The following is a 25710-nucleotide window of genomic DNA, read 5'->3' as shown; positions in this document are numbered from 1 at the left end:
ACTCCTTCAGCGCGCCAGGCGCCAGTATAGGAAACCGGCCAGCAGCGCCGGCGCGGCAAACACCAGCAACAGGATCGGCAACTCCTCGCGTACCGCGTAACCGGCCTTGCTGACCCCCACCCACATGTTGGCCACGGCCACCAGCAGCCAGGTAGCGATGAAGGCGATCAGCGCCGTGGGCAGCTGCGAGGTGCCCACGCTCCAGAGACGGCCAAACAGCAGGAACACGCCCAGCAGGAGCACGCCGCCGAGCATCACCATGAGCACATGCATGGTCCACCTCCTTGAGCCTGGGAACAGGCTAGCCCCGGCCGATCGTGCGCAACAGCCCGTGCAGATGGATTCACAGTCCAGAGCAAGCGAACAATCCCGGCATCGGCTGCGGCGAACCTTATGGCAGCCATGAGTTATTCGCGAAACGGGCCGTCCAGGGTACGTGCTAGCTTCATCCGACCCTATCCAGACCCCTCTCCGCCATGCGCCGTTGCCTGACGACCCTTGCCCTGACTGCCACACTTGCCTTTGATGTCACTGCCGCCGACTCACCGCTGCCACAGCTGCAGGCCTACACCGTAGACCCATCCTGGCTGCAGCCGATGGCGCCGCTGCAGATTGCCGACCATACCTGGCAGATCGGCACTGAGGACCTGACCGCGCTCCTGGTGCAGACCGCCGACGGCGCGGTGCTGCTCGACGGCGGCATGCCGCAGATGGCCAGCCACCTCATCAGCAACATGAAGGTGCGCGACGTGGCGCCGCAGGACCTGCGCTTGATCCTGCTCAGCCATGCGCATGCCGACCATGCGGGCCCGGTGGCAGAACTGAAGCGCCGTACCGGTGCGATGGTGGTAGCCAACGCCGAATCAGCGGTGCTGCTGGCGCGCGGGGGCAGCAACGACCTGCACTTTGGCGACAGCATCACCTTTCCGCCGGCCAGCACCGACCGCATCATCATGGATGGCGAAGTGGTCACGGTGGGTGGCATCGCGTTCACCGCACACTTCATGCCAGGGCACACCCCGGGCAGCACCGCCTGGACCTGGACCGATACCCGCGATGGCAAGCCGGTGCGCATCGCCTACGCCGACAGCCTGAGTGCGCCGGGCTACCAGCTGCAGGGCAACGCCGGCTATCCCCACCTGGTCGAGGACTACCGGCGCAGCTTCGCTACGGTGCGCGGCCTGCCCTGCGACCTGTTGCTGACCCCGCATCCGGGCGCCAGCAACTGGAACTATGCCGCTGGCAGCAAGGCCAGCGACAAGGCACTGAACTGCAAGGCCTACGCGGATGCGGCCGAGAAGAAGTTCGACGCACAGTTGGCCAGGGAAACGGCCGCAGCACGCTGATCCCGTAGAGCCGAGCCCATGCTCGGCTTGCCGGCCAAACACAGCCGAGCGTGGGCTCGGCTCTACACAGGACGCGTCGAAGAGTGCCGGTCAGAACGACCGGCACCCGCCGTCCATCAGCCACCCTGTCCGTGCTGGGCGAACGGTTCGGTACTGCCGTCGGTGCGCACCAGCTCGACGGTATACGGCTGCACGTAGCCGTCCGGCATTTCCATGCCCGGCGAACCGGCCGGCATGCCGGGCAGCACCAGCCCGCGCGCGGCCGGGCGTTCGGCCAGCAGGCGCTTGATGTCCTCGGCCGGGATGTGGCCCTCGACCACATAACCGCCGATCTCGGCGGTATGGCAGGACGCCTTGCCGACCGGTACACCCAGGCGGACCTTGATCGGATTCATGTCATCGGTGTCGCGCACATCGACCTGGAAGCCGGCGGCCTTCAGGTGGTCGACCCAGATGCCACAGCAGCCACAGCTGGCGGTCTTGTGCACGATGGCCACCGGCAAGGCCGGATCGACTTTCGCCGGGCTGGCCTGGATCGGTGCCACTGGTGCCGCGCTGGCGACCGGTGCGGCGGCAGATTCTTCGGCGGCACGTGCACAGGCGGTCGTGGCCAACACGGTGCCCAGCAGCAGGCCGAGCGAGAGAGTACGGTTCATAGGGAGTGATTCCTTTGCAGAGGCGGGCAACGCGGCCCGTCGCCCGCGCATCGAAGGCACAGGCAGAGTCGAGAAAGGTCGAGCAGCTACGGCAGGCGCTTGAGCGCCTGCAGGGAATCACGCGATAGGGGGCCGCAATGGGTCCGGCATCGGTGGCGGTGCGCGTTGCTGGGAACCGGCGCCTACCGGCGCCTCGCGCCACGGCGAGGCGGGCGTTCCGCTCAACGTGGCCAGCATGCCAAGGCAGGCCGGCGGGCATTCACACTCACCACCCTGGCAGGCCGCCGGGGCCGCATCATCGCAGCAGCCGGCTGCCGCCATGCCGGCCGAGTGCGGTGCAGCGCAGTGATCCTGATTGGCCGACCCGCTGTACGAAGATGAGGCAAGCGCGAGCGCCGGTGCATTCAGCACCAGGGCGACAAGCAGCATCCATCGCAGCAGCAGGCCAGGCAGGTTCACCCGCCGATGATAGCCGATGCGCGTGTCACGCAATCGCCGCCACCATCGCGCTCATCCGCACCGGGATCGACTTGGCCGCTGGCGTACCGCTGATGCGGTCGTAGTAGTCCAGCGGCAACAACGGGTTCAGTTCCGGGTAGTAGCCGGCCAGCGCGCCGCGCGGCATCGGGTAGTCCAGTACGGTCAGGCCCTCGATGCGCCGCTGCACGCCATCGCGGCTGATCGTCTCCAGGCTGACCAGCGCTTCCTTCTGCAGTCCGCGCGCCAGCCGGTCCTCGATGTTCATGAACAGCACCATGCGATCGTTGTACACGCCGCGATAGCGATCGTTGTAGCTGTAGATGGTGGTGTTGTACTGGTCGTGCGAGCGCACGGTGGCCAACCGCAACATGTCCGGATCGTGCACCGGATCGTCCACGTCCAGGCCGGGCATCACCAGGATGTTGGCCTTGCCATTCGGCGTGGGCCAGACGCGGCGGCGCGGCGGAATGTCCAGATGGAACCCGCGTGGCTGCTGGATGCGCTCGTTGAAGCCGGTGTAGATCTCCGGGTACACGGCAGCGATCAGATCGCGGATGGGCGCATAGTCGTGCATGCAGCGCGCCCAGTCGACCTTGCTGCCTGGCAGTGCGGCCATCGCCATGCGGCAGACGATCTCGACCTCGGGCAGCACCTCCGTGCTGACCGGTTCGAGCACGCCGCGCGAAGCCGTCACATTGGACATCGCGTCTTCGATGGTGACGAACTGCTCGCCGGCCGGCGTGACGATGCGCTCCGAGCGCGCCACTACCGGCAGGATCAGCGCATCGCGGCCATGAACCAGATGACCTCGATTGAGCTTGGTGGCGATGCCCACGGTCAGGTCCAGCCCACGCATCGCTTCATACGCGCGAGGCGTATCGGGCACCGCATGAATGAAGTTGCCACCCAGGCCGATGAACACCTTGGCCCTGCCATCCAGCATCGCCTCGATCGACTCGACCACATGATGGCCATGCTCGCGCGGCGGATCGAAGCCGAACACCTGCTGCACGCGTTCCAGATAGGCCGGCTTGGGCTTCTCGTCGATGCCGACAGTGCGGTCGCCCTGCACATTGGAATGCCCACGGATCGGCCCGATGCCCGCACCGGGCTTGCCGAAGTTGCCGCGCAGCATCAGCAGGTTGGCGACCTGTTGCAGCAGGCGCGAGCCATACTGGTGCTGGGTCAGCCCCATGCCGTAACAGATCACGGTCGCGTTGGAGCGGATGTAGATCTCCGCGCATCGACGGATCTGCGCCTGCGAAATGCCGGACACCTGTACGATCTCGTCCCAGTCCTGCGCCATCACGTCTTCGCGCAGCGCCTCCAGGCCTACCGTGTGTTCTGACAGGAAACCATGGTCGAGCACGCGCTCGCCCTGTGCCTCGCGCTCGAACATCACCTTCATCATGCCCTTGATCAGGGCCAGGTCGCCGCCGATGCGGATGTGCACGAACTCGCTGGTGATCTCGGTTGAACCGAACGTGGCCATCTGCACCACGTCCTGCGGCTCGGCAAAGCGGATCAGCGCGCGCTCGGGCATCGGATTGACCGCCACGATCGGGATGCCGCGTTTGCGCGCTTCGACCAGGTTGCTCATCATCCGGGGCGAATTCGTGCCGGTGTTCTGGCCAATCACGAAAATCGCTTCGGCGTGCTCGAAATCCTGCAGCACGATGGTGCCCTTGCCCACCCCGATCGCCGGCGGCAGGCCGCGGCTGGTCGGCTCGTGGCACATGTTCGAGCAGTCCGGGAAGTTGTTGGTGCCGAACTCGCGCACGAAGATCGAATACAGGAATGCTGCTTCGTTGGGCGTGCGCCCGGAGGTGTAGAACTCGGCCTGGTGTGGGCTGTCCAGCGCCTGCAGGTGGCGGCCGATCAGTGCGAAGGCATCGTCCCAGCTGCACGGCACGTAGTGGTCGGTGCCTGCGTCGTAGCGCATCGGCTCGGTCAGCCGGCCCTGCATCTCCAGCCAGTAGTCGGTCTGCGCCATCAGCTCGGTCACGGTGTGCTGCGCGAACAACTCGCGGCCGGCGCGGAACTGGGTGGCTTCCCAGGCCAGTGCCTTCGCGCCGTTCTCGCAGAACTCCAGCTTCCTGCGTTCGTCGGCATCGGGGAACGCGCAGCTGGGGCACTTGAAGCCGCCGGGCTGGTTCATCGCCAGCAACGCCTTTGACCCCTTGCCGATCACACTCTGCTGCAGCAGCACCTTGGCCGTGGCACCGGCGGCACCCCAGCCGCCGGCAGGCTGGTTGTAGGGCTTGTAACGCGGCGGTTTCTGCTCGGACATGTTCGGGAACCTTACGGAAGGAACGCAGCAACAATCGGCACAACGCGGTCCGGCGGCGCCGTCAATGGCACGACCAGCCGCACAGTCAAGCACGGCCTGCGCGGCTTCGCCAGAGGGTACAGGCGGTTTTCAGCACAACCTGCCATGGCAACGGTTACAGCCGCGTCTGCGCGCGACCACTGCGCTATCCTCGAAACCGCAGGCGGTGGCCCGCCCGCGTTTCTCCCTTGTCCGGACGCGCTGCATGCCTGATTCGATCCCGCCGCACACCCCACCTGCCGGCACCGCCCAACGCCCGCTGCAGCGCTGGCGCAACGAGGGGCAACAGCAGCAGGTCGATGTGGTGGCCGAAGAAGTGCCGGTGGCGCTGCGCTACAACGGCGCCGCCTTTGCGGTGATGATGGCCACACCGTGCGACCTGGAAGACTTCGCGCTCGGTTTCTCGCTCAGCGAAGGCCTGATCGACACCCCCTCGCAGCTGCTGTCGATCGAGATCCGCCCGCAGCTGGAAGGCATCGAATTACAGATGACCGTGGCTGAGGAGGCACCCGGTGCCGACCTGGACCCGTCCAATGGACGCCTGCTGCCCGGTCGTGGTGGCTGTGGCCTGTGCGGCACGCGCCAGCTGGAAGAAGTGCTGCGCCCACTGCCGCAGATCCGCGAGCGACGCAGCTACTCGCCCGCCGCTCTGCAGCGCGCGCTGGCCACGCTGACGCAGCACCAGCCGATGAATGCGGCAAGCGGCTCCACCCACGCCGCGGCCTGGGCCGATGCCAGTGGACGCATCGGCTGGGTGCGGGAGGATGTCGGACGCCACAATGCACTGGACAAGCTGATCGGTGCGCTGCACCACAACGAACACGCCATCGAAGGCGGCCTGCTGGTGATTTCCAGCCGGGCCAGCTACGAAATGGTCAGCAAGGCGGTGCGCGCCGGTGCCAGCATACTGGCTGCAGTGTCAGCACCGACCGCGCTGGCGATCGACCTGGCCCGCAGTGCCGGCCTGTGCCTGGTCGGGTTCGCGCGGGAGAGCGGGTTCAATGTGTATACCCATCCCGAGCGCTTGCAGGTGACGGAGAACGACAGCGGTACGGAAGGGTAGCGCCCACGCGAGGGGCGCGCAGGCACGGCCAGCGATGTCGTCGTTGTCCGATAGCCGGCATCCGCTGTGATGCCCAGCATCGGCTACACCAACCGAGGCCCCTCCCCTGCAGGAATTCCCAAGACGGCTGCCCGCCCAACCCGTTCACTGCTGTCCGTGTCGCTTGACGTTTCCGTCCATCGCACGGTGAGGACAGTATCTGTGTCGCCCAGGAACAGCGGTGCGGGCAGGACGGACACCCTTGCCGCACCTACGATCCGCGCAGAAGGTCCTGCACTCTGGCTCGCGCAGCGTGCGGATGCACGCCTGTGGCTCCTCCCTGTCCCTGCTGCGCTTCCCGGCGCGATGCCATCGCAGCTGGGCGACGCGGGACGCATTGCGTCGGCGGCGAACACGCTTCTGGCACGACCGAAGGTCGACATCAGCGGCGCATGGCAAGGCTCTGGGCTGCGCGCGCTGACCCGGCTGCGCCGGGTGGTGGCGGATGCCTCGATCGTTCACCGCATCGCGGACGGCCGCACGCTGCGCGATCTTCTCCCCGCCGAGGCCCATGCCGAATGGCAGGCGGCAGTGGAGCACAGCGGAATCGCGTCTGTCGGGCTGGAACACCTGCGTCCCTTTTTCGCGCTCAAGGTACTGCGCAAGGCCATCATGGCCCGCCACGGCCTGGAATCGCCGAAGGTGTTCTGCAAGGAGCTGCGCCGGACCAGCCATGCAGCCGGAGGCCGCTACCATGTGCCACGCGCTGAGTTGACCATCGACATTCCGTTGAATGGCGACAGTGCCCCGGCACACGCTGTACTCGATGACACCACCCGGTTTGCGGCACAGGTGCAGCGACTGCGCCAGCTGCCGCGGATCGCCGTCGCGCAGGCCCAGGCCTGGGCACAGGGCGATGCCGTTGCCATGTACGGGGACGACACGAGTGGCGACACGCCGGCGGACACGCCCGCCGCTGCGCTCGCGCTGGACGCATTGCGGCTGGATGCCTGGCTCAATGCGGTGGACGCCGCGACCGGGGACGCATCCACCACGCTTGCAGTACTGGATATTGAGGACGCGTTCGACGGGAGTGGCTACATCAAAGGCCTGCGCGAACATGGATTCACCTTCCAGCCCGCCTAGCCGCCGAGCTGGATGCCGAGGTCCGGGCAGCACTCGGCCACCCGGACAAATCGCACTCAGCGCAGCGCGACCTTCGGGAAGTCCACCGGCACGTCGAACGCCACGTTGACGTAGTTGGTGAACAGGTTGAGCGCCACATGGGCGAGGATCTCGACGATCTGCTCATCGTCAAAGCCGGCCGCACGCAGCGCCTGCACATCGCCCTCGGCGATCTGCGCACGCTGCTCGACCACTTTCAGCGCGAAATCCAGGGCGGCGGCAGTAGCCGGGTCACTGGACTGACCGATCTGTGCAGCGGCCATCTGCTCGCTGCTGGCACCAGCCTTGCGGCCCAGCGCGGTGTGTGCAGCCAGGCAATACTCGCAGGCATTTCGGTTGGCAATGGCCACGGCGATCTGCTCGCCCAGCAGCGGCGACAGGCGACCGCCGCCCAGCGCGCCGAACGAACCCCACATGCTCTGCAGGGCGGCTGGCGAGTTGGCCACGGCGCGGAACATGGCGGGGGTGGCGCCGAAGGCAGCGTGCACCTGACCCAGCAGGGCCTGGCGGTCGGCGGTGGTGTTGGCGGCATCGATCAGGGGGACACGGGACATGGTGGATCTCCTTGGGAAAGCGCCCGGGATTGGACGACCCGCTCATCCTAGGTAGACTCGCTGGACGCTTCAGGCGCAATTAGCCACACATGTTGTCCATTCATCCATGAGCATGCCCACCGACACCTCCCCACCCGACCGTCTCTCCTCCCTGCTGGAGCGCTTCCGGGTGCAGGCCGCGCTGTTCCACAGCGGTCCGCTGTGCGGGCGCCATGTCTTCGAGCCGCAGCCCGGTCGTGCCTTCCTGCACATCCTGCGCCAGGGTGAAATGGAAGTCCGCCATCCCGACGGCGCTATCGCGCTGCCCCGGCTGAAGATCGACACCCCCAGCCTGCTGCTGTACCCGCAGCCGCTGCACCATGTGTTCTTCAACGCGCCGCTGGATGGCCCGGATTTCACCTGCGCCACGCTGGATTTCGATGGCGGTGCGCGCAATCCGATCGTGCAGTCGCTGCCACCGGTCATGGTGGTGCCGCTGCCGGCCATCGGCGAACTGGATGACACCCTGCAGCTGCTGTTTGCCGAGGCCGATCGCCAGCGCTGCGGTTCACGGCTGCTGACCAATCGCCTGTTCGAGGTGGCGCTGATCCAGATCCTGCGCTGGGTGGTCGACCACCCGGATGCAGCGGGCGTCAGTCATGGACTGATGCGCGGCCTGTCCGATGCACGGCTGGCACGCACACTGGTGGCGATGCACCGGGCGCCGCAGGACGAATGGACGCTGCCCCGTATGGCCGCGACCGCCGGCATGTCGCGCAGCGCATTCGCGGCAGTGTTCAAGGAGGTGATGCAGGCAACGCCGGCCGCTTATCTGCTGGACTGGCGGCTGAGCCTGGCCTGCGCGCAGCTGCGGGCCGGCGTGGCGGTCAAGCAGGTAGCGGTCGAGGTGGGGTTTGCCGATACCGCGTCGTTGTCGAAGGCGTTCCGCAAGCGGTTGGGGGCATCGCCCAGGGCCTGGTTGGCCGCGAGCGCCGCCCAGGCTGGGTAAAGGGTGAGAGGTAGAGTCGACTGTCAGTCGACTATCGCGCGAAGCGCGGGGTTTTCGCTGTCTGATTGGAGAGCAGTCGACCAACAGTCGGCTCTACCACGGGCGATGTCTGCGCGCCGACCGGCCGCTCAACTGGACGTGCCGTCAGACTTCGCCAGCAGCCCGGCGATGCGCTCGGCCACCTGGGCGCGCACGCCTTCATCCAGCTGCCCTTCGTACATCGCTTCGTAGATCCACAGGCCGTCGGCGGCCAGCCGTGCTACGAAATTGTCGAGCGCGGCCGGGTCATTCAGCCCGGCCGACGGCGGCAACGGCGCCCAGCGGCGTACCGCCGGGCCCCACGGGCGCTCATCGGCGTCCGGGTCGGCCGATTCGAGCATGAACATCAGCTCGGCACGGGTAGCGCTCTGCGCCGAGACGCGCACGAAGGTCTGGTAACGCTCCAGCGCCGAGGCTTCGTCCGCACGCTTGCCCAGCAGCGTTTCCATCGACGACTCCCAGGCCTGCACCAGGTGCTCGTCGATGCCGCGCAGCAGCGCCTCGCGCGACGGGAAGTGGTAGAGCAGGCCGCCACGGGTCAGCTTGGCCTCGGCCGCCACCGACTCGAAGGTCACCGCACGCACGCCGTCACGATTGATCACGTTGACGGCGGCGTCGAGGATGCGATCGCGCTTGCTGGTTCTCATCGCTTCATTTTACGCGATCGGCCGCGCCCTCGCGGCTGCCGACGCGGCCGCGCAGCAGGCGCGCCAGGATCGTCGCGCCCAGCGCCAGCACCGCCGTGATCACCAGCAGCACGATCTGGTAGCCACGGTCATACGCCGCCGCAGCCAATGCGAACCACTCGCCCTGCCCGCTCTCGCGCGCGGCATGCAGCGCCTGGGTGAAACCCTCGCGGGCCAGCGCCGGCATATCGGCCGAGACCGGCAGGAACGCGCTGTACATCGCGGCGCTCAGGCTGCCCAGCGTCGCCACCGCCAGCAGGCCGCCGAACTCATAGGACACCTCTTCCACTGACGAGGCCATGCCCGCGCGGTGTGCCGGCACATTGTTGAGGATGGCGGTGGACGCCACCGAGATGGCCGAGCCCATGCCGAAGCCGGTGATCGCCATGCCCGCGACCACCCAACCGAGGCCGTGCGGGAAGCCGAAGGCCACCACGCCCACACCCAGCGCACCCGCAGCCAGGCCGCCACAGATCAGCGGGCGCAGGCCCACCCGGTGCAGGATGCTGCCGCCCAGCAGCGCACTGGGCAGGCTGCCCAGCGCCGCCACCGACACCAGCAGGCCCGCCTGCAGCGGCGTAAAGCCTGCCACCAGCTGGAAGCGCTGGGTGGTAACCAGCTGCAGGCCGGCCATCGCGAACAGGGTGAACACCGCCGACAGCGTGCCAGCCAGGAATGCCGGATTGCGAAAGATCGCGAAGTCCAGCAGCGGGTACGGCAACTGCTGCTGGCGGCGTGCGAACGCCGCACCGCTGATGACGGCCAACAGCAGCGCGCCTGCGCCCAGCGCATACGACGGCGGCGTAGCGATCAGCGACTTGATCGCCAGCACCAGGCCGGACAGTGCAGCCAGAGCCAGCAGCGACGAAACCAGGTCCCACGGCCGCGAGGTGTCGCGCTGGCCTTCCGGTGCCAGCAGCAGCGTGGCCACCAGCGCCAGCACCACCACCGGCACGTTGATCAGGAATACCGAGCCCCACCAGAAGTGCTGCAGCAGCCAGCCGCCGATGATCGGGCCGAGCGCCGCACCGACGATGGCCACCGAACCCCAGATCGCGATGGCGATGTTGCGTTCGCGCTCTTCGTGGAAGCTCAGGCCGATCAGCGCCAGCGTGGCCGGCATCATCGCGGCCGCGCCGACCGCCAGGAACGCGCGTGCGGCAATCAGCTGCGCTGCAGTGTCGGCGAACGCCGCCGCCAGCGAGGCCACGCCGAACACCACCAGGCCGATCAGGAACATGCGGCGGTGGCCGATGCGGTCGCCCAGCGTGCCCGCGCCCAGCAGCAAGCCGGCCATCACCAGTGGATACGCATTGATGATCCACAGCGCCTGGCCGGCACTGGCAGAGAGTTCCTCGGTCAGCGTCGGCAGTGCCGTGTACAGCACCGAGTTGTCGAGCGTGACCAGCAGCAGGCCGGCGGCGACGGTGAACAACAGTGCCCAGCGACGGGCACGCGACAGGGCCGGCGCACCGGCCAAGGGCTGGGACAAAGCCATGGGAGAACCTGATCGGGGGTGGAATACGGCCATAACTATACAGGATGTCCTGTATAGTTATGATCTTCGAAGTCCACCGATTCAGCTTTTGTAGAGGCGGGCTTGCTCGACTGCGCCGCCAGCCAGGCATGGCCTGGCTCTACTGATGAACGTTTACCGGCAGTCTTCGGGCAGCGCGGCAATCGCCGATACCACCGCCGCCTGCATGCCCTTCCCCACGGCCATGTCCAGTTCCCCGCCAGTTCCCCCATGCTGGCGCCGCAGCTCGTCCTCGCACAGGCCGCGCACGCGCGCACGGGCATTCGCGCGCAGGCTGCTGCACCGCCAGTCGGTGCCACCGAGCGGCAGCACCGAATACACCACGCTGTTACAGGCATTGCCGGCGCGCTGCTGCAGCGACAGTCCACCAAAATCCCGCGGTTCGCTGCTGCGTTGCGGGTCGAAGTAGCTGTCCGGAAACATGCGCGCATACTGTTCGATGTCCACGGCCATGCTGCGCCCACCGGCCAACGGCATCTGCAGCGGCTGCCCGCACGGCGTCGCATCGGCGCGATGCTGGATGTACTGGTAGATCGGCCGGTCCAGCGATGGGTCCTGCTGGGTCACCGCGCTGACTGCCGCCAGCACCGGCAGCGATGCACGATTGGCCATGCGCGCCAGCAGCCCCGCCTGCGCCGGCTGGCAGCGGTCGCGCAATGTTGCTGCAAGCAGGAAGAGCACGTCGTTGCGAAACGCGGGGTCATCACCCAGGCGCTGTTCGATGCGTTGGCTGGCGTCGGACGAAGGCGCCGGAAACGCGACCGCCGGTGGCGCGATGGGGGCGCGCTGCCGCTGCCACCACACCCGCAGCACGACTGCGCCCAGCAGCACCCCGGCAGCCATGATCCAGCGCCGCGGCATCAGTTGTGGATCGCCGTCAGCGTGGCTGCCGCAGCATCGTAGGACGCGCTGGCGATATCCGCGTCGAAACGCTTCACCTGCAGGCGGCCGGCAAGCCGGTACGGATCCCACAGATCGCCCAGCGCGATCGGCGTGGCCAGGGTCACGTGGATGATCTGGTTCGGTGGTGGTGGCGGCACGTGGATGCACGCGCCATAGAACGGTACGAACAGCAGTTCATCCACCAATCCTGCATCGTTGGTGCCGAGCGGCACCACGTAGCCATCCAGATCGACCGCGCGACCGTCGACGGCGTCGACCACGCGCGAGGAGCCGAACTGCTTGGCGCGGTCCGGGCTGGAATGGTCGATCTCCTGCCCCGGCGGCGTGCCGGAGCCGGTGTCGTCGATCAGTCCGCCCACGCCATCCATGCCACCGCGTGACAGGCCGATCTGCGGCGGCGGGCGCTGGTAGGTGACTTCATCGGGCCGCAACGCATCCCAACGGTTGATCGCGGCAGCGTCCGTAGCGACTGCAGCCGGTGTGTCCTTCGGCGTGACCGCCACGGCATCGCCGCCCGGCGACGTACAGCCCGCCAGCCACAGGCATCCCAGCACCAGCAACAAGGGGCTACGGTTCATAAGGCCTCAGCTGTGCATCGCGCATGGTGTAGGCGGAGCCGGCCAGATCGTCATCCAGCCGTTCGGCACGCAGGGTGCCGGCCAGGAAGAATGGCGAGTACATGTCCGGCATCGCGATGGGGCGTGGCAGCACCACGTGCACGATCTGGTTCGGCGGCGGGGGTGGCACGTGGATGCAGGCGCCGTAGTACGGCACGAACAGGAATTCAGTCAGCCGCCCGTCCTGCGCGTTGGCCAGCGGTACCACGTAACCCGGCAGGCGAACCGGTCGCTGCAGCACCGTATCCACCGTACGGAACGTACCGAACTGCGGCATGCGCCGGTTGCCGTTGTGCTCGACCTCCGGGCCCTCGCCCCGCTCCAGCGCGGCCAGCTCGTCCTTCGGCATCATCTGCAACCAGTCCAGTTCCTGCTCTGCCGCATCCGCAGCGTCAGCGCGGTCGACAACCGGCGAGGGTGGCAAGGCCTGCACACCGGTATCCGCCGGCCGCTCGCAGGCGGCCAGGGCCAACACCATCGGCAGCGACAGCGTCCAGCGCATGCTCAGCCTCCCGGCGACAGGCCATCGGCCAGCGTGCGCCGGTAGGCCAGCAACGCCGGCACCAGCCCGGCCACAGCGCTGATCGCCAGCACGCCTGCCACCCAGGCCAGCTCGCGGCCGTCCGGCCAGACATGGGTGATCGACAGGCCAAAGTTGGCCAGCGCCCAGCCGCGCCCGGCAATGCTGGCGGCCACCAGAAGCACCAGCGCCAGCGCGCAGGCCACCGCGCTGGTCGCCACCGCCTCCACCACCAGCAGGGCAGCGATGTAACCCGGCCGTGCCCCGGTGGCACGCAGGATCGCCATCTCGCGCCGCCGCTCCTGCAGGGTCGAGACCAGCAGCGCCACCAGCGAGACCATGCCGAGTGCCACCACCATCGCGCTGATCAGCTGCAGCGCCCGTTCGGCCATCCCCAGCGACTGCCACAACTGCTGCAGCGTGACGCCGGGCAGGATCGCCAGCATCGCCTCGTCCGGATACTCGTTGATCCTGCGCTGCACCGAAAACGTGGCGATGCGCGAGTTCAGGCCGAGCATGAAGGCGGTGATGCTGGTCGGGGTCAGATCCAGATGACGCGCCTGCTCGGCGCTGACGCTCTGGCTGCGCAGCTGCACGCCCGAACGCCAGTCGGCATGGATCGCCTCGATCGCTGCCAACGAGACCAGCAGCGACGAGTCGACCGGCGTGCCGGTTTGCTGCAGGATGCCGGCGACACGGAATGGCTTGTCGGCATGCGTGGCCAGGGTGACCGCGCCGGTGCCATGCGCCAGCACGATCTGGTCACCGAGACCAACCTTCTGTGCCTGTGCCACCTCGGCACCGATCACCACGTCATACAGGTCATCGAACGGCCGTCCGCTCGCAAACGCAAGCGCGTGCCCGGCGCCGTAGCGGTAGTGCTCGAAATAGCCATCGCTGGTACCGACCACGCGGTAGCCGCGCCAGGAATCGCCCAGCGAAAGCGGCACCGCCCACTTCACCTGCGGCAACGCGGACAGCGCCTGGTAGGACTGCCAGGACACGTTGTTGGTCGGGTCGCCGATATGGAACACCGAATACAGCAGCAGGTTCACCGGCCCCGAACGCGCACCGACGATCAGATCGGTGCCCGACACCGTGCTGGCGAAGCCTTCGTGCGCCTGCGTGCGCACGCGTTCGACACCCAGCAGCAGCACCACGCTTAGGGTGATGACCAGCACGGTCAGGCCCACGCTCAACGCACGGCTGCGCAGGCTGGTCCAGGCAAGCTCAAGCATGGCCGGCACCTGCCTGGTTGATCTGGGACAGGGCAATCGTGCGGTCGAACAACGGCTGCAAGCTGTCGTCGTGGCTGACCACCAGCACCGTAGTGCCGGCCGCCTGGCACTGCGCCGACATCAGCTTCAGGAACGCGGTCGCCGCGTCGCGGTCGAGCGCCGAGGTCGGCTCATCGGCCAGCAGCAACGCCGGGCGGCCGATCAGGGCGCGTGCCGCCGCCACGCGCTGCTGCTGGCCGACACTCAGCGTACCCGCGCGCCGCTGCATCAGCGCCGGGTCCAGCTGCAGGGCCTGCAGCAGGCGCGCGATCTCGGCATCCAGCGGGCCGCTGATGCGCGTGCTGCGCAGGCGCGAGAAGCGCAGGCCCAGCGCGATGTTGTCGCGCACGCTGAGAAACGGCAGCAGGTTGAACTGCTGGAAGATCACGCCAAGGTGATCGGCGCGGAAGCGGTCCCGCGCAGCACCACGCATCGCCTGCAGCCCGTGGCCCACAACTTCGATGCGGCCCTTGCCGGGCAGCAGCACGCCCGCCAGCAGGCCCAGCAGCGTGCTCTTGCCACCGCCACTGATCCCGCGCAGCAGCACGCTGCTGCCCTGCTCGATCCACAGCCGCGGCACATCCAGCACCAGGCGCGGGCCGTAGCCGAACTGCACGCCCTCCAGCGCGATCACCGGTCGCATGCTCACGGCCCCAGCACCACGCGCAGATTGTCCGCGGTCAACACGCTGCGGTTCTGGCCGTGCGCGGTGGCGCTGTTGACGATCACTTCATGCAGGCCCGGGAATAGCACGGGCAAGCGCACGACGATGGCGCGCAACTCGGCCGGCTTGGCGCACTGATACCGCAGCGTTGCGCTGAACCCCGCGTGCCGGTGCTCACCTGATGGCGGTGCTGCAGCCGTCGCATCGAATCCCTCGGCCTTGGCATCGTTGCCTGAAAGGCGGCAGCCCGCGGCGGTGGGCAGGGCGACCCAGCTGCCGCCCTTCAGCACTGTCGTAGCCCGTGTCAGCGCGGACTGCTCGGCCGCATTGGCCGGCGGCCGCTCGAAATCGAGGATACCGATGCCAGGGGCCTGCAGGGCGAATTCCAGCGTCTGCTGGTCAAGCGCAACATCGACGGTCGCCTGGCCGTGCACGTGCGGTGCGTGCTGGCGGATGTCATGGGCCTGCGTCGCACTGGCAGCCAGCAGCAGGAAAAGAGCAGCAGAACGCTTCATGGGGGACACTCCAATTGTTACTATGTAACATTATGGACCACATCCCCACGACGCCCGCAAGGGCCCTGGCCCAGCCGCCACGTTCGGCACGCTGGCACCCGCGCTTCGATCTTGCCGGGGCCTGGCTGTCCCTGGCCTGCGCCGCCCACTGCATCGCCCTGCCCCTACTGCTGGCCTTCGTGCCGGCGGCGATGATGGCTCTGCGTTCGTTCCAGCACCCCGGCCATGGCGCGATGACGTTGCTGCTCGCGATGTCACGCTGGGAATGGCTGTTCGCGCTGCTGGCCTCTTCGCTGGCATTGGCGAGCACCTCGGCCGGGCTGCACCGGCACGGGCGCGGGCGGCCTCTGCGGCTGGCGTGCGTCGGCGCGATCCTTCTACTGTCAGCCTCGCTGTACCTGCCGCTGAAGGAATCACTGCTCTGGCATGGCGTCACCACCGCGTGCGGCGGCATGATGCTGGCGGCAGCACACATCGGCAATCGGCGGGCGCTGCACAACCGCTAACACCGGCTGCGGGTCGGTTGGAACACGCCATCCACGCATGGCGTGGATCTACTGAAACATGCAGCACAGCCAACGGTAGTGCCGGCCGCTGGCCGGACGGAAAACACCATCCACGCATGGCGTGGATCTACTGATGCACTCCCGGCAGCCGGCCAGCGGCCGGCTCTACCCCTCCTTATTCGTCAAACGGACGCTGCCCCAGCGTCTGCGTCACATGGTCGACGAAACAGGTGATGCGCGCGGCCAGCGCGGTGTTGCGGTAGTACACCGCGTTGATTGGCTGCCGCACCTCCTGCGTCTGCCTGGCCAACAGCTGCACCAGGCGGCCATCACGCCGGTCCTGGCGGGTCAGGAAGTCGGACAGGCAGGCGATGCCCAACCCGGCCACCGCCATCTGCCGCAGTGTCTCGCCACTGGATGAAGCGATGGCCGGCTCGATCACGAAAGGCCCGCCATCGGCATCGTGTAGTGGCCATTCGTTCAACGAACTGGGCTGGGTAAAGCCCAGCAGGTCGTGCTCGCGCAACTGCTCCACGCGCGTCGGCGTGCCGTGCCGTCGCAGGTACTCGGGGCTGGCCACCACGCGGATGCGGCTGTGGCCGATCGGTCGCGCATGCAGGGTGGAATCGCGCAGCACGCCGATGCGGAACGCCACATCGGTGCGCTTTTCGATCAGGTCGGTGATGCCCTCGTTGGAATTCAGCTCCAGCTCCACCTGCGGGTAGCGCTCGCGAAAGCCCTCCAGCAACGGCACGATCACGTGCAGCATGAATGGCGTGGACGCATCCACGCGCAGGCGCCCGACCGGCTGCAGCCGCCGCGCGGCCATCTGTTCCTCGGCCTCGTCCACCGTGGCCAGGATCGTGCGCGCGTACTCCAGGAACGCCGTGCCTTCCTCGGTCAGTTCCAGCCGCCGCGTGGTCCGCCGCAGCAGCGTGGTCTGCAGCTTGTCCTCCAGCCGCGCCAGCGTGCGGCTGGTGGCCGAGATGGTCAGCTCCAGCTCCTCGGCCGCCGCCGTGATCGAACCACTGTCAACCACGGCCACGAAGGCCTTCAGCTCATCCAGGGTGGTTTTCATTTTTTACCTCGGCGCAAAAGCGTTTCCCGTATACACGGCTTAATCAACAAATGTAAAGCGCCCACACTTCGCCCTGTCCCGAGCCGCCGGCTCGCAACGAAGTCCCTGGAGTCCATCATGAGCGTTCCTTCCTTTGGCGTCGGCACCTTCCGCCTGACCGGCCAGACCGTCATCGACTCGGTGCGCGATGCCCTGGAAGTCGGCTACCGTGCGGTCGATACCGCGCAGATCTACGGCAACGAAGCCGAGGTCGGCCAGGCCATCGCCGAGTCCGGCGTAGCACGCGACCAGTTGTTCCTGACCACCAAGATCTGGGTGGACAACTACGCCGCCGACAAGCTGATCCCGAGCCTGCGCGACAGCCTCGCCAAGCTGCGCACCGACTACGTCGACCTGCTGCTGATCCACTGGCCGGCGCCGGGCAATGGCGTTGAACTACGCGAGTACATGACCGCGCTGGCCGAAGCCAAGAAGCTGGGCCTGACCCGCCAGATCGGTGTGTCCAACTTCAACATCAAGCTGACCCGGCAGGCCATCGAGGTGGTCGGCGCCGGCGAGATCGCCACCAACCAGATCGAACTGAGCCCCTACCTGCAGAACCCGGCACTGACCGCCTTCCTGCAGGACCAGGGCATAACCGTCACTTCCTACATGACCCTGGCCTATGGCAAGGTGCTGAAGGACCCGGTGCTGGCCGCCATCGCCGACAAGCACCAGGCCACCGTGGCCCAGGTCGCGCTGGCGTGGGCACTGCAACTGGGTTACTCGGTCATCCCGTCCTCGACCAAGCGCGAGAACCTGGCCAGCAACCTGCTCGCCCAGGACCTGCACCTGGATGCTGATGACATGGCCGCGATCGCCGCGCTTGACCACAACGGCCGCGAAGTCGATCCGCCGGGCCTGGCCCCGGACTGGGACTGAGGAGCCTCGCCATGGGCAGTGCGTTGACGCGTCTGCAGGCCGGTGGCTTCAGCATCGGCATCGAGGCACCGCTGGACAATGACTGGACGCCGCTGGGCGAACAGGCACGACGCGCCGCGCGACGCCTGCCCGGCGAACCGGACCTGCAGCGCCATGCGGAACTGGCACGGTTGGCCGACCGCCTCGGCTTCCGTGCGCTGTGGGTACGCGACGTGCCGGTGTACGACCCGGCCTTCGGCGATGTGGCGCAGGTGTTCGAGGTATTCAGTTACCTCGGCTACCTGGCCGGCATCACCAATGACATCCTGTTGGGCACCGGTGCGGTGGTGCTGCCGATCCGTGAGCCATTGCTGACCCTGAAGTCGGCGCGCAGCGTGCAGCGGCTCAGCGGTGACCGCCTGCTGCTGGGCGTAGCCAGTGGCGACCGCCCGGTGGAGTACCCGCTGTTCAGCCGCGACTTCGACACGCGGGGCAGCCGCTTCCGCGAGCAGATCGCACTGCTGCGCGAAGGCGCCGCCGCGCACCTCCCGCAGGGTTTGGACGTGCTGCCCGCGGATGGCCCGGCCCTGCCGTTGTTCGTGGCCGGCCTGGCCCAGCAGCAACCGGCCTGGATCGGCCGGCACATGGATGGTTGCCTGGCCTATCCGGGCACGCCACAGGACCATGGGCAACGCGTGGCAGCGTGGCGCGCCGTGGCCGGCAACAAGCCGTATGCCAGCTTCATCCACCTGGACCTGGTGGCCGACGCCGATGCCCCCCTGCAGCGCTGGCGCTTCGGCCTGCGCGGCGGCCGCAACGCCCTGCTGGCCGAACTGCACGCCATGCAGGCGGCCGGTGTCGACCACATCGGCCTGCAGTTCCGCCGCAACGAACGACCGTTGGCCGATACCTTCCACGAAATCGCCGAGTACGTGCTGCCGCACTTCCCGGCCCATGCCGGTGCCGCCGCGCCGCATGCCCCGCTGGCCCCCCCCCGCGACGGCCTGACAGTTACCGGAGCTTTGCCATGACGATGAAGACCCTGGCCGCGCTTGCGCTGGCCACCCTGCCGCTGTCCTTCCAGGCTGCCGCCGAGGACTGGTATCCCTCTGCCTACGGCGCCAACGACGAGATCGGCGCGGCCAACCTGCTGACCGCCGACGTGGTCAAGCACGCGGTATCGCTGGTCAGGACCGGCAAGACCTATCCATTGGCGGTGCCGGTGGACAAGAACCTGCCTGCGTTCCGCCACCGCAGCTTCCGCCTGTACAACGTGCAGGTCGGCCAGCAGGCCGGCAAATCGCTGGGCCCCAACAGGTTCACCTTCAACGATGAACTGGTGAACGCCTGGACCGGCGTTGGCACCCAGCTCAACGGCATCGGCCATATCGGCATCGACAACGTCTACTACAACGGCAACAAGGCTGCCGACTTCGTCACCGTGGACGGTGTGCGCAAGCTCGGCGTCGAGAAGGTACCGCCGATGGTCACCCGCGGCGTCGTGATGGACATGACCGCGTACTACGGCAAGGCGATCGTGCCCGGCGGCACCGAGTTCACCGTGGCCGACATCCAGGCCGTGCTGAAGAAGCAGGGACTGAGCCTGCGCAAGGGCGACGTGGTGCTGTTCAACACCGGCTGGCTGGAACTGATCGGCAAGGACGACAAGCAGTTCCTGGAAGTGGAACCGGGTATCGGCATGGAGGCCGCGAAGTGGCTGGCCGACCAGGGCATCGTCGCCTTCGGTGGCGACACCTGGGCCTCGGAGGTCTACCCGAACCCGAACGGTGCCGAGGAGTTCCCGATCAACCAGTACATGCTGGCCAAGCGCGGCATCTACAACCTGGAGTTGATCGACAGCCGTGCGCTGGTGCGCGACAGCGCCTGGGAATTCCTGTTCGTGCTCGGCCAGCCGCTGTACGTCGGCTCGACCCAGGTCAACATCAACCCGGTGGCGATCCGATGAACACCGCGGCTGACCTTCCCCTGTTCGCTGGCCGCCGCTTCCGCGTCAGCTATGACGGCCTGGCCGCCGACAATGTCTACAGCGCCGATGGCCGCCACGTGCAGTACGCCATCGTCTCCGGCGCCTATGCCGGTGCGCAGGGCGAAGCCGCCTGCGAGTGGCAGCGGATCAGCAAAGGGATCTATGCCATTTCGTGGCAGGAAGCCGATGGCGCTACGGTCGTGCATGTCGACGATTTCGTGGGCGGGCGTTCGCTGGCCTGGTTCACCGCCACCGATGGCAGCTTCCATCGCATGCAGGGGCCGCTGGCAGCGCTGTGATGCCGGCCAGCGGCCGGAAGGAACATTACAGATCGGTAATGCAAGGGTCAGGGCGGCGAAAGGCGCTGCCCTCCACCCTGTGGGCCACGTCTTCCACAGGTGTCCCACGCATGACCCACCCCCTGCTCCGCTCCACTGCCCTTGTTCTTCTCCTGTCCGGCCTCGCGCTTGCGCCGCTGGCGCTGGCCCATCCCAGCCTGGTGCGCTCGACGCCGGCCGCCGACGCGATCGTGGCCCCGGCCAGCCAGATCGAGCTGCAGTTCAGTGAAAAGGTGATGCCGCGTGCCACCCGCATCGAGCTGAGCATGGACCATGGCCGCATGAAGATGGCCATGCCCACCACTGCGCAGGAGCTCTCCGAAGATGGCCACACGCTGCGCGCACGCTTCGCCAAGCCCTTGCCGGCAGGCAGCTACGCACTGCAGTGGCGCGCGGTCGGCCAGGACAGCCACCCGATCACTGGCACGTACCGTTTCACCGTGAAGTAAGGCTGCCGACGTGGCCGAGCTCTCGCCGTATGCGTTGCGGCTGGCGCTGTACCTGGTGCTGATGCTGCTGTTCGGGCCGATGCTGTTCGTCCGTCCGGGGCTGCCGCGCGGCGTCTCGCTGGCGCTCGCCCTGATCGCGTTGGCCTTGGTGGTCACCGATGCCATCACCCGGTTGTCCGTTGTCCTCGGCATCGCGCCGGCCGACATCGACCCTGCAACGGCGCACTGGTTCCTCACCGGTACGCCGGTGGGTAAAGCCGGCCTGCTGCGTACCGTGGCGGTGCTGGCGATGCTGCCCCTGCTGGCATTCGCCACGCCGCTGCAGGGCCTGCGCCGCGTGGCCCTGCTCGCATTGTCTGCCACGGCGTTGGCCAGCCTGTCCTGGAACGGCCACGCCGCTGCGGGCGATGGGATCGGTGGCACGCTGCGGCTGCTGGCCGGCATCGTGCACCTGCTGGCCGCCGGCGCCTGGGTCGGCGCGATCGCCGCCATTCTGCAACTGGCGCTGCGTCCACAAGGCCTGCCCCTGCGCGAACGCACCCATGCACTGTGGCAGGCCGCCCACAGCTTCGCCCTGCCCGGCACGGTCATCGTCGCCACCCTGGCGATGACCGGCACCTATACCTATGTCAATCTCGGCGGTTCCGTACAGACCCTGACCGGTACCGCACACGGGCGCTGGCTGCTGCTCAAGCTGGCCCTGGTGGGCGGCATGCTGGGGCTGGCGGCACTGCACCGCTGGCGGCTGGTGCCGGCACTGGCGGTTTCCATCCATGGCGGCTGGCAACCGCCGCCGCTGCGTTCCCTGCGCTACAGCCTGGCCTGCGAATCGCTGCTGGCGATACTGGTGCTGGCCTGCGTCGCGATCCTCGGCACGCTGGATCCGTTGGCGTGAACCGGCACCACCGACCCGTGCCCAAGCTGCGATGATGGGCGCATCATGAAACTGCTGATCGTCGAAGACGAACCCAAGACCGGCAACTACCTGCGCCAGGGCCTGATCGAGGCCGGCTACGTGGTCGATCTCGCCTGCAACGGCATCGACGGGCTGCATCTGGCCGGCAGTGGCGAGTACCAGCTGATCATTCTCGATGTGATGCTGCCTGGCCTGGATGGATGGAACGTGCTGTCGCGGCTGCGCGCCGCCGGATGGCAGGTGCCGGTGCTTTTCCTGACTGCGCGCAGCAGCATCGCCGACCGCGTGCAGGGCCTGGAGCTGGGTGCCGACGACTACCTGGCCAAGCCGTTCGCCTTCGCCGAGCTGCTGGCGCGGGTACGCACCCTGCTGCGTCGCGGCCAGGCACAGCCGCAGGCCGAGCGCATCGTCATCGCCGACCTGGTGGTGGATACCCTGCGCCGCCGGGTCGAACGCGGCGGCCATCGCATCGCCCTCAGCCAGAAGGAATACAACTTGCTGGAGCTGCTGGCGCGTCGCCAGGGCGAAGTTCTGCCGCGCTCACTGATCGCATCACAGGTGTGGGACATGAACTTCGACAGCGACACCAATGTGATCGACGTGGCGATCCGCCGCCTGCGCGCGAAGATCGACGATGACTTCGATGCCAAGCTGATCGTCACCGTGCGCGGCATGGGCTATGTGCTGGAGGCGCCGGACGACGGTGCAGTGCACAGCGGATGAGCCTGCGTCGTTCCATTGCGGTACGGCTGACACTGCTGTTCGCCATCGTGGCCACGCTGGTGCTGGCCGCATTGGGCGTGGCGATCTATGTCAGCGCCCGCCATGATCTTGTTGCCCAGGACTTCATCGAACTGGAAAACAAGATCGCGTTGATCCGCGACCTCGCTGACAATGGGCCCGCCACCGCACGCGGGCCGCGGTTGGCAGAGGCGCTCGGCCACCATCCCGATATCGCCTTCCACATTGTTGATGGGAGCGGAGCCGTGCTGTTCTCCACTGCGCCGGCGCTGCTGCGCGAGCATGCACGCAGCCAGCCCATCGATGCCACGCCACGGCGGCACGACTGGATCCTCGCCGATGGTCGCTGCATGCACGCCCTGCACCTGCGCCAGACGCTGGCCGACAGCAGCCAGCTGGTCACCCTGCTGGCCATCGATGACAACCGCCATGCCGACTTCCTGGAGCGCTTCCGCCACCTGCTGGCGATCGCCATCATCGGCGCCGCAGTGGCCAGCAGCCTGCTCGGCGGCTACGTGGTGCGGCGCACGCTGCGGCCGCTGCGCATGCTGGCCGATGAGGCAAGGCAGATCACCGCTGGCCGGCTGCAGCGCCGCCTGAGCGCGCGCAGTGCACCGGCCGAACTGGAGCAGCTGGCGCAGACCCTCAACGGCATGCTGGCACGCCTGCAGCAGGACTTCGCGCGGCTGACCGAGTTCTCCGGTGATCTCGCCCACGAGCTGCGTACGCCCATCACCAATATGCTCACCCAGGTGCAGGTGGTGCTGGCGCACCCGCGCAGCAACGAGGCCTACCGCGAGACGCTGGCGTCGTGTGCCGAGGAACTGCAGCAGCTGGCACAGACCGTGGGCGACCTGCTGTACCTGGCGCAGGCTGAAGCACCGGGCGCGCTGCCTTCGCGCGAGCCGGTGGCGCTGGATGGGGTGGTGGATTCGCTGCTCGAGTTCTACGACCTGCTGGCCGAGGACCGGCAGTTGACCCTGCGCCGCGAAGGTGTGGCGAGCGTGGAAGGCAACCGCTTGATGCTGCACCGGGCGATTGCCAACCTGCTGTCCAACGCGTTGAAGCATGCCGCTGCCGGTAGCGAAGTGCGGGTACGGCTGGCCGAGGCCGATGGCGTGTGCAGGGTCAGCGTGCACAACGTCGGCACGCCGATTTCCGCCGAAGCGCTGCCGCGCCTGTTCGATCGTTTCTACCGCGGCGAGCGTGGCCGCCACGAAGGTGCGGGGCTGGGCCTGGCGATCACCCGCGCGATTGCACAGGCGCATGGCGGCAGCGTGAGTGTTGCGTCCGATGACACCGGCACCGTGTTCGAGCTGGTGTTGCCGAGCGCCGCAGCCCGGTAGTGCCGGCCGCTGGCCGGCACTACCGGTGCATCAAGCGCATTGCAGCTGCCGCATTGCAGCTGCCGGCCAGCGGCCAGCACTACCCCGACACAGCTATCCCGTCGTGGCGTTTCAGGAGCGCCGCTTCGGTAGTGCCGGCCGCTGGCCGGCAACACCGGTCTGCTCGAACACCCCGGCCACCCAGTCGATGAACACCCGCAAGCGCGGCGACGGCGTGCGGTTGCGCGGGTAGACCAGGCTCAACGGGCTAGGCGTCGGCGGCGCCTCCGGCAGCAGCTCCACCAGCTGCCGGCGCGCAATGTACGGGTCCATCCGGTAGCGCGGTGCCTGGATGATGCCCAGGCCTGCCAGCGCGGCACCAAGGAAGGCGTCTGCACCGGACACACGCACCCGCGCCGGCAGCGGCACGTAGTGCACCTGCCCGCCCTGCTGGAACTCCAGCGGAATCAGCTGGCCGCTGGCGCTGGAGCGGTAGCCGACCATCTGGTGGCCGTCCTGCAGGGCATCGATGCTGGCCGGCACGCCCTTGGCCTGCAGGTAGCCCGGCGCGGCCACCGTCACCTCGCGCAGCATCGCCAACCGGCGCGCCGCCAGATCACTGTCGGCCAGCGTCCCCACCCGCAACGCTGCATCCACGCCTTCGCGCAGCAGGTCGACATAGCGGTCGCCTTCGCTGATCTCCAGTTCGATCTCCGGGTAGCGCTGCAGGAAGTCCGGCAGGTGCGGGAACAGCAGGTGCCGGCCCAGCGTGCCATGCACTTCAATGCGCAACGGGCCGCGCGGCGGCGCGTCACGGAACGCGGCCTCGGCATCATCCATGTCGGCGATCAGGCGCAGGCAACGGCCATAGAAGGCCTCGCCTTCCAGCGTTGGCACCACCCGCCGCGTGGTCCGGTGCAGCAGGCGCACGCCCAGCCGCTGTTCCAGTGCCTTGATCGCGTCGGTCACCGTGGCCCGCGGAAGGCCCAGGTCCTCGGAAGCCCGGGTGAAGCTGCGGCGCTCGACGATACGGACGAAGGCGCGCATGGCCGTGAAGCGGTCCATTGTTCGGTTGTCCGGATGATGTTGACGGATTATGCAGGATTATCCGAAAAGGCAATATCGCGAAGATGGCCCTGCGCCACTCCGGCGCGCCCGCTGGAACCGACCATGACCCTCTCCCCCGCCCGCTCTGTCGCCCTGGTCACCGGCGGCTCCCGTGGCATCGGCGCCGCCATCTCCCGCCGCCTGGCCGCCGATGGCCACGCGCTCGCGATCAACTATGCGGGGCGCCGCGACGACGCCGAAGCTTTGGCGGCCGAGCTCAGCGCAGCCGGCGCGCAGGCCATCGCGCTGCAGGCGGATGTCGCCGATCCTCAGGCGGTGCGGCAGCTGTTCGATGCCATCGAGGCGCGCTTCGGCGGTATCGACGTAGTGGTGAACAGTGCCGGCGTGCTGCAGTTGGCGCCGCTGGCCGACAGCGACGATGCCCTGTTCGAGAGGGTGATCGGGATCAACCTGAAAGGCGCCTTCAACGTGCTGCGCGAGAGCGCGCGACGGGTGCGCGACGGTGGCCGCCTGATCACCCTGTCCACCAGCGTGGTTGGCATCAAGCTGGAGAACTACAGCGTGTACGCGGCCAGCAAGGCAGCGGTGGAGACGATGGGCGCGATCCTCAGCAAGGAGCTTCGCGGGCGCAACATCACCGTGAATGCAGTGGCCCCAGGCCCGACCGCCACCGACTTGTTCCTCGAGGGAAAATCGCCGGAACTGATCGAGCGGCTGGCGAGGATGAACCCGCTGGAGCGGCTGGGTACGCCGGAAGACATAGCCGGCGCGGTGGGGTTCCTGGCTGGCACGGATGGCGGATGGATCAACGGCCAGGCGCTGCGCGCCAACGGAGGGATGGTCTAGCGACAGCACAGTCCGCACCGCACCGCGTCTGCACCGATCATCAAGCGGACGACACATGCGTCAAGCGTGCGAACTATCGTCATCGTCCGATGTTTCACCCGCTGCATCCACCACAGAATCCAGTCTGCCCCCAACCTCAACTCCGAGTCAGGGGGCATCCTTCGAACCCTCTGCAGGCGGCACAGTTGCCGCCGCCTGCTGGAAGCACTCTGTGGTGG

Annotated in this window: 28 protein-coding genes; 14 read left to right on the top strand and 14 right to left on the bottom strand. The window is 67.6% G+C overall.

Annotated features, from left to right (window positions below; translation table 11 throughout):
* Positions 1–6: 6 nt before the first annotated feature.
* Positions 7–273 (bottom strand): hypothetical protein, encoded by a 267-nt coding sequence (locus AC5P7X_RS10960; protein WP_005416705.1) that lies wholly within the window; start codon positions 271–273, stop codon positions 7–9.
* Between the two features lie 203 nt (positions 274–476).
* Here AC5P7X_RS10960 and blaL1 point away from each other — a divergent pair, with 203 nt between their 5' ends.
* Complete coding sequence (gene blaL1 / locus AC5P7X_RS10955) at positions 477–1346, top strand: L1 family subclass B3 metallo-beta-lactamase (RefSeq protein ID WP_372483675.1); 870 nt, start codon at positions 477–479, stop codon at positions 1344–1346.
* 116 nt (positions 1347–1462) lie between these two features.
* Here the strand turns inward: blaL1 and AC5P7X_RS10950 are convergent, their stop codons facing one another.
* Together AC5P7X_RS10950 and AC5P7X_RS10945 are read right to left on the bottom strand one after the other, a co-directional pair.
* Positions 1463–2002 (bottom strand): DUF411 domain-containing protein, encoded by a 540-nt coding sequence (locus tag AC5P7X_RS10950; protein WP_083297588.1) that lies wholly within the window; start codon positions 2000–2002, stop codon positions 1463–1465.
* 484 nt (positions 2003–2486) lie between these two features.
* Positions 2487–4772, bottom strand: a complete 2286-nt coding sequence (locus AC5P7X_RS10945; protein WP_329842174.1) for an FdhF/YdeP family oxidoreductase — start codon at positions 4770–4772, stop codon at positions 2487–2489.
* Positions 4773–5016: 244 nt separating this feature from the next.
* On the opposite strand from AC5P7X_RS10945, the gene fdhD reads away from it, so the two are divergent.
* Positions 5017–5874, top strand: a complete 858-nt coding sequence (gene fdhD / locus AC5P7X_RS10940; RefSeq protein ID WP_329842173.1) for a formate dehydrogenase accessory sulfurtransferase FdhD — start codon at positions 5017–5019, stop codon at positions 5872–5874.
* 345 nt (positions 5875–6219) lie between these two features.
* On the top strand, positions 6220–6999 hold the full coding sequence (locus AC5P7X_RS10935) for a TraB/GumN family protein (protein ID WP_495214806.1): 780 nt from the start codon (positions 6220–6222) through the stop codon (positions 6997–6999).
* A gap of 56 nt (positions 7000–7055) precedes the next feature.
* Here the strand turns inward: AC5P7X_RS10935 and AC5P7X_RS10930 are convergent, their stop codons facing one another.
* Positions 7056–7592, bottom strand: coding sequence for a carboxymuconolactone decarboxylase family protein (locus tag AC5P7X_RS10930; RefSeq protein ID WP_053498885.1), 537 nt, complete (start codon positions 7590–7592; stop codon positions 7056–7058).
* 106 nt (positions 7593–7698) lie between these two features.
* On the opposite strand from AC5P7X_RS10930, the gene AC5P7X_RS10925 reads away from it, so the two are divergent.
* Positions 7699–8580, top strand: coding sequence for an AraC family transcriptional regulator (locus AC5P7X_RS10925; protein ID WP_329842171.1), 882 nt, complete (start codon positions 7699–7701; stop codon positions 8578–8580).
* A 128-nt stretch (positions 8581–8708) separates the two neighbouring features.
* Here AC5P7X_RS10925 and AC5P7X_RS10920 read toward each other — a convergent pair whose 3' ends face one another.
* From AC5P7X_RS10920 to AC5P7X_RS10885, 8 genes are all read right to left on the bottom strand, one after another.
* Complete coding sequence (locus tag AC5P7X_RS10920; RefSeq protein WP_188247510.1) at positions 8709–9266, bottom strand: TetR/AcrR family transcriptional regulator; 558 nt, start codon at positions 9264–9266, stop codon at positions 8709–8711.
* 4 nt (positions 9267–9270) lie between these two features.
* Entirely contained in the window at positions 9271–10803 is a 1533-nt protein-coding gene (locus AC5P7X_RS10915) for an MFS transporter (protein ID WP_053498878.1), read from the bottom strand.
* Between the two features lie 153 nt (positions 10804–10956).
* The gene (locus AC5P7X_RS10910; protein WP_206620331.1) at positions 10957–11703 is read right to left on the bottom strand and encodes a hypothetical protein; all 747 of its coding nucleotides are present in this window, start codon (positions 11701–11703) and stop codon (positions 10957–10959) included.
* A complete protein-coding gene (locus AC5P7X_RS10905; RefSeq protein WP_032954192.1) occupies positions 11703–12323 on the bottom strand; it encodes a DUF3299 domain-containing protein in 621 nt (206 codons plus the stop codon). Before AC5P7X_RS10905 ends, AC5P7X_RS10910 begins: the two co-directional genes overlap by 1 nt.
* Positions 12313–12864: a DUF3299 domain-containing protein gene (locus tag AC5P7X_RS10900; protein WP_329842168.1), complete on the bottom strand. Its 552-nt coding sequence runs from the start codon at positions 12862–12864 to the stop codon at positions 12313–12315. The genes AC5P7X_RS10905 and AC5P7X_RS10900 overlap by 11 nt, the downstream gene beginning before the upstream one ends.
* 2 nt (positions 12865–12866) lie before the next feature.
* Complete coding sequence (locus tag AC5P7X_RS10895; RefSeq protein WP_053498873.1) at positions 12867–14120, bottom strand: ABC transporter permease; 1254 nt, start codon at positions 14118–14120, stop codon at positions 12867–12869.
* Entirely contained in the window at positions 14113–14808 is a 696-nt protein-coding gene (locus AC5P7X_RS10890) for an ATP-binding cassette domain-containing protein (protein WP_329842166.1), read from the bottom strand. The genes AC5P7X_RS10895 and AC5P7X_RS10890 overlap by 8 nt, the downstream gene beginning before the upstream one ends.
* Positions 14805–15338 (bottom strand): ZrgA family zinc uptake protein, encoded by a 534-nt coding sequence (locus AC5P7X_RS10885; protein WP_329842165.1) that lies wholly within the window; start codon positions 15336–15338, stop codon positions 14805–14807. The genes AC5P7X_RS10890 and AC5P7X_RS10885 overlap by 4 nt, the downstream gene beginning before the upstream one ends.
* 32 nt (positions 15339–15370) lie before the next feature.
* Here AC5P7X_RS10885 and AC5P7X_RS10880 point away from each other — a divergent pair, with 32 nt between their 5' ends.
* Positions 15371–15844: a MerC domain-containing protein gene (locus tag AC5P7X_RS10880; RefSeq protein WP_329842164.1), complete on the top strand. Its 474-nt coding sequence runs from the start codon at positions 15371–15373 to the stop codon at positions 15842–15844.
* Positions 15845–16019: 175 nt separating this feature from the next.
* On the opposite strand, the gene AC5P7X_RS10875 is transcribed toward AC5P7X_RS10880, so the two are convergent.
* Positions 16020–16922 (bottom strand): LysR family transcriptional regulator, encoded by a 903-nt coding sequence (locus AC5P7X_RS10875; RefSeq protein ID WP_329842163.1) that lies wholly within the window; start codon positions 16920–16922, stop codon positions 16020–16022.
* 117 nt (positions 16923–17039) lie between these two features.
* Between AC5P7X_RS10875 and dkgB the strand changes: the two genes are divergently transcribed.
* The 8 genes from dkgB (at position 17040) to AC5P7X_RS10835 (ending at position 23599) form a co-directional block, all read left to right on the top strand.
* Complete coding sequence (dkgB, locus tag AC5P7X_RS10870) at positions 17040–17843, top strand: 2,5-didehydrogluconate reductase DkgB (protein WP_329842162.1); 804 nt, start codon at positions 17040–17042, stop codon at positions 17841–17843.
* Positions 17844–17854: 11 nt separating this feature from the next.
* Entirely contained in the window at positions 17855–18853 is a 999-nt protein-coding gene (locus AC5P7X_RS10865) for a TIGR03571 family LLM class oxidoreductase (RefSeq protein ID WP_495214804.1), read from the top strand.
* Positions 18850–19788 carry a cyclase family protein gene (locus AC5P7X_RS10860; protein WP_329842159.1) on the top strand — a complete coding sequence of 313 codons (939 nt, stop codon included), beginning with the start codon at positions 18850–18852 and terminating at the stop codon, positions 19786–19788. Before AC5P7X_RS10865 ends, AC5P7X_RS10860 begins: the two co-directional genes overlap by 4 nt.
* Positions 19785–20108: a MoaF-related domain-containing protein gene (locus AC5P7X_RS10855; RefSeq protein ID WP_053498859.1), complete on the top strand. Its 324-nt coding sequence runs from the start codon at positions 19785–19787 to the stop codon at positions 20106–20108. The genes AC5P7X_RS10860 and AC5P7X_RS10855 overlap by 4 nt, the downstream gene beginning before the upstream one ends.
* Before the next feature lie 110 nt (positions 20109–20218).
* The gene (gene copC / locus AC5P7X_RS10850) at positions 20219–20596 is read left to right on the top strand and encodes a copper homeostasis periplasmic binding protein CopC (protein WP_053498857.1); all 378 of its coding nucleotides are present in this window, start codon (positions 20219–20221) and stop codon (positions 20594–20596) included.
* Between the two features lie 10 nt (positions 20597–20606).
* Complete coding sequence (gene copD, locus AC5P7X_RS10845) at positions 20607–21491, top strand: copper homeostasis membrane protein CopD (RefSeq protein ID WP_329842156.1); 885 nt, start codon at positions 20607–20609, stop codon at positions 21489–21491.
* A 45-nt stretch (positions 21492–21536) separates the two neighbouring features.
* Positions 21537–22235, top strand: coding sequence for a heavy metal response regulator transcription factor (locus AC5P7X_RS10840; RefSeq protein ID WP_329842154.1), 699 nt, complete (start codon positions 21537–21539; stop codon positions 22233–22235).
* Complete coding sequence (locus AC5P7X_RS10835; RefSeq protein WP_329842152.1) at positions 22232–23599, top strand: heavy metal sensor histidine kinase; 1368 nt, start codon at positions 22232–22234, stop codon at positions 23597–23599. The genes AC5P7X_RS10840 and AC5P7X_RS10835 overlap by 4 nt, the downstream gene beginning before the upstream one ends.
* A gap of 111 nt (positions 23600–23710) precedes the next feature.
* Here AC5P7X_RS10835 and AC5P7X_RS10830 read toward each other — a convergent pair whose 3' ends face one another.
* Positions 23711–24643 (bottom strand): LysR family transcriptional regulator, encoded by a 933-nt coding sequence (locus AC5P7X_RS10830; protein ID WP_329842151.1) that lies wholly within the window; start codon positions 24641–24643, stop codon positions 23711–23713.
* Between the two features lie 105 nt (positions 24644–24748).
* On the opposite strand from AC5P7X_RS10830, the gene AC5P7X_RS10825 reads away from it, so the two are divergent.
* A complete protein-coding gene (locus AC5P7X_RS10825) occupies positions 24749–25492 on the top strand; it encodes an SDR family oxidoreductase (protein ID WP_053498848.1) in 744 nt (247 codons plus the stop codon).
* Positions 25493–25710: the final 218 nt, after the last annotated feature.

The sequence above is a fragment of the Stenotrophomonas sp. YJH_SMC_53 genome (assembly GCF_059369995.1).
The sequence above is the reverse complement of the archived record's forward strand: the minus strand, read 5'-3'. Positions and strand labels throughout refer to the sequence as shown.

Excerpts from the sequence above, each read along its gene's own strand:
- AC5P7X_RS10865 (WP_495214804.1), top strand. The coding sequence starts at position 17,855 with ATGGGCAGTGCGTTGACGCGTCTGCAGGCCGGTGGCTTCAGCATCGGC.
- AC5P7X_RS10910 (WP_206620331.1), bottom strand. The coding sequence starts at position 11,703 with ATGCCGCGGCGCTGGATCATGGCTGCCGGGGTGCTGCTGGGCGCAGTC.
- AC5P7X_RS10945 (WP_329842174.1), bottom strand. The coding sequence starts at position 4,772 with ATGTCCGAGCAGAAACCGCCGCGTTACAAGCCCTACAACCAGCCTGCC.
- AC5P7X_RS10855 (WP_053498859.1), top strand. The coding sequence starts at position 19,785 with ATGAACACCGCGGCTGACCTTCCCCTGTTCGCTGGCCGCCGCTTCCGC.
- AC5P7X_RS10825 (WP_053498848.1), top strand. The coding sequence starts at position 24,749 with ATGACCCTCTCCCCCGCCCGCTCTGTCGCCCTGGTCACCGGCGGCTCC.
- AC5P7X_RS10930 (WP_053498885.1), bottom strand. The coding sequence starts at position 7,592 with ATGTCCCGTGTCCCCCTGATCGATGCCGCCAACACCACCGCCGACCGC.
- AC5P7X_RS10875 (WP_329842163.1), bottom strand. The coding sequence starts at position 16,922 with ATGAAAACCACCCTGGATGAGCTGAAGGCCTTCGTGGCCGTGGTTGAC.
- AC5P7X_RS10915 (WP_053498878.1), bottom strand. The coding sequence starts at position 10,803 with ATGGCTTTGTCCCAGCCCTTGGCCGGTGCGCCGGCCCTGTCGCGTGCC.
- AC5P7X_RS10905 (WP_032954192.1), bottom strand. The coding sequence starts at position 12,323 with ATGAACCGTAGCCCCTTGTTGCTGGTGCTGGGATGCCTGTGGCTGGCG.
- blaL1 (WP_372483675.1), top strand. The coding sequence starts at position 477 with ATGCGCCGTTGCCTGACGACCCTTGCCCTGACTGCCACACTTGCCTTT.
- AC5P7X_RS10950 (WP_083297588.1), bottom strand. The coding sequence starts at position 2,002 with ATGAACCGTACTCTCTCGCTCGGCCTGCTGCTGGGCACCGTGTTGGCC.
- AC5P7X_RS10840 (WP_329842154.1), top strand. The coding sequence starts at position 21,537 with ATGAAACTGCTGATCGTCGAAGACGAACCCAAGACCGGCAACTACCTG.
- AC5P7X_RS10885 (WP_329842165.1), bottom strand. The coding sequence starts at position 15,338 with ATGAAGCGTTCTGCTGCTCTTTTCCTGCTGCTGGCTGCCAGTGCGACG.
- AC5P7X_RS10920 (WP_188247510.1), bottom strand. The coding sequence starts at position 9,266 with ATGAGAACCAGCAAGCGCGATCGCATCCTCGACGCCGCCGTCAACGTG.
- AC5P7X_RS10860 (WP_329842159.1), top strand. The coding sequence starts at position 18,850 with ATGACGATGAAGACCCTGGCCGCGCTTGCGCTGGCCACCCTGCCGCTG.
- AC5P7X_RS10880 (WP_329842164.1), top strand. The coding sequence starts at position 15,371 with ATGGACCACATCCCCACGACGCCCGCAAGGGCCCTGGCCCAGCCGCCA.
- AC5P7X_RS10830 (WP_329842151.1), bottom strand. The coding sequence starts at position 24,643 with ATGGACCGCTTCACGGCCATGCGCGCCTTCGTCCGTATCGTCGAGCGC.
- AC5P7X_RS10960 (WP_005416705.1), bottom strand. The coding sequence starts at position 273 with ATGCATGTGCTCATGGTGATGCTCGGCGGCGTGCTCCTGCTGGGCGTG.
- AC5P7X_RS10935 (WP_495214806.1), top strand. The coding sequence starts at position 6,220 with ATGCCATCGCAGCTGGGCGACGCGGGACGCATTGCGTCGGCGGCGAAC.
- AC5P7X_RS10895 (WP_053498873.1), bottom strand. The coding sequence starts at position 14,120 with ATGCTTGAGCTTGCCTGGACCAGCCTGCGCAGCCGTGCGTTGAGCGTG.
- copC (WP_053498857.1), top strand. The coding sequence starts at position 20,219 with ATGACCCACCCCCTGCTCCGCTCCACTGCCCTTGTTCTTCTCCTGTCC.
- fdhD (WP_329842173.1), top strand. The coding sequence starts at position 5,017 with ATGCCTGATTCGATCCCGCCGCACACCCCACCTGCCGGCACCGCCCAA.
- AC5P7X_RS10900 (WP_329842168.1), bottom strand. The coding sequence starts at position 12,864 with ATGCGCTGGACGCTGTCGCTGCCGATGGTGTTGGCCCTGGCCGCCTGC.
- AC5P7X_RS10925 (WP_329842171.1), top strand. The coding sequence starts at position 7,699 with ATGAGCATGCCCACCGACACCTCCCCACCCGACCGTCTCTCCTCCCTG.
- dkgB (WP_329842162.1), top strand. The coding sequence starts at position 17,040 with ATGAGCGTTCCTTCCTTTGGCGTCGGCACCTTCCGCCTGACCGGCCAG.
- AC5P7X_RS10835 (WP_329842152.1), top strand. The coding sequence starts at position 22,232 with ATGAGCCTGCGTCGTTCCATTGCGGTACGGCTGACACTGCTGTTCGCC.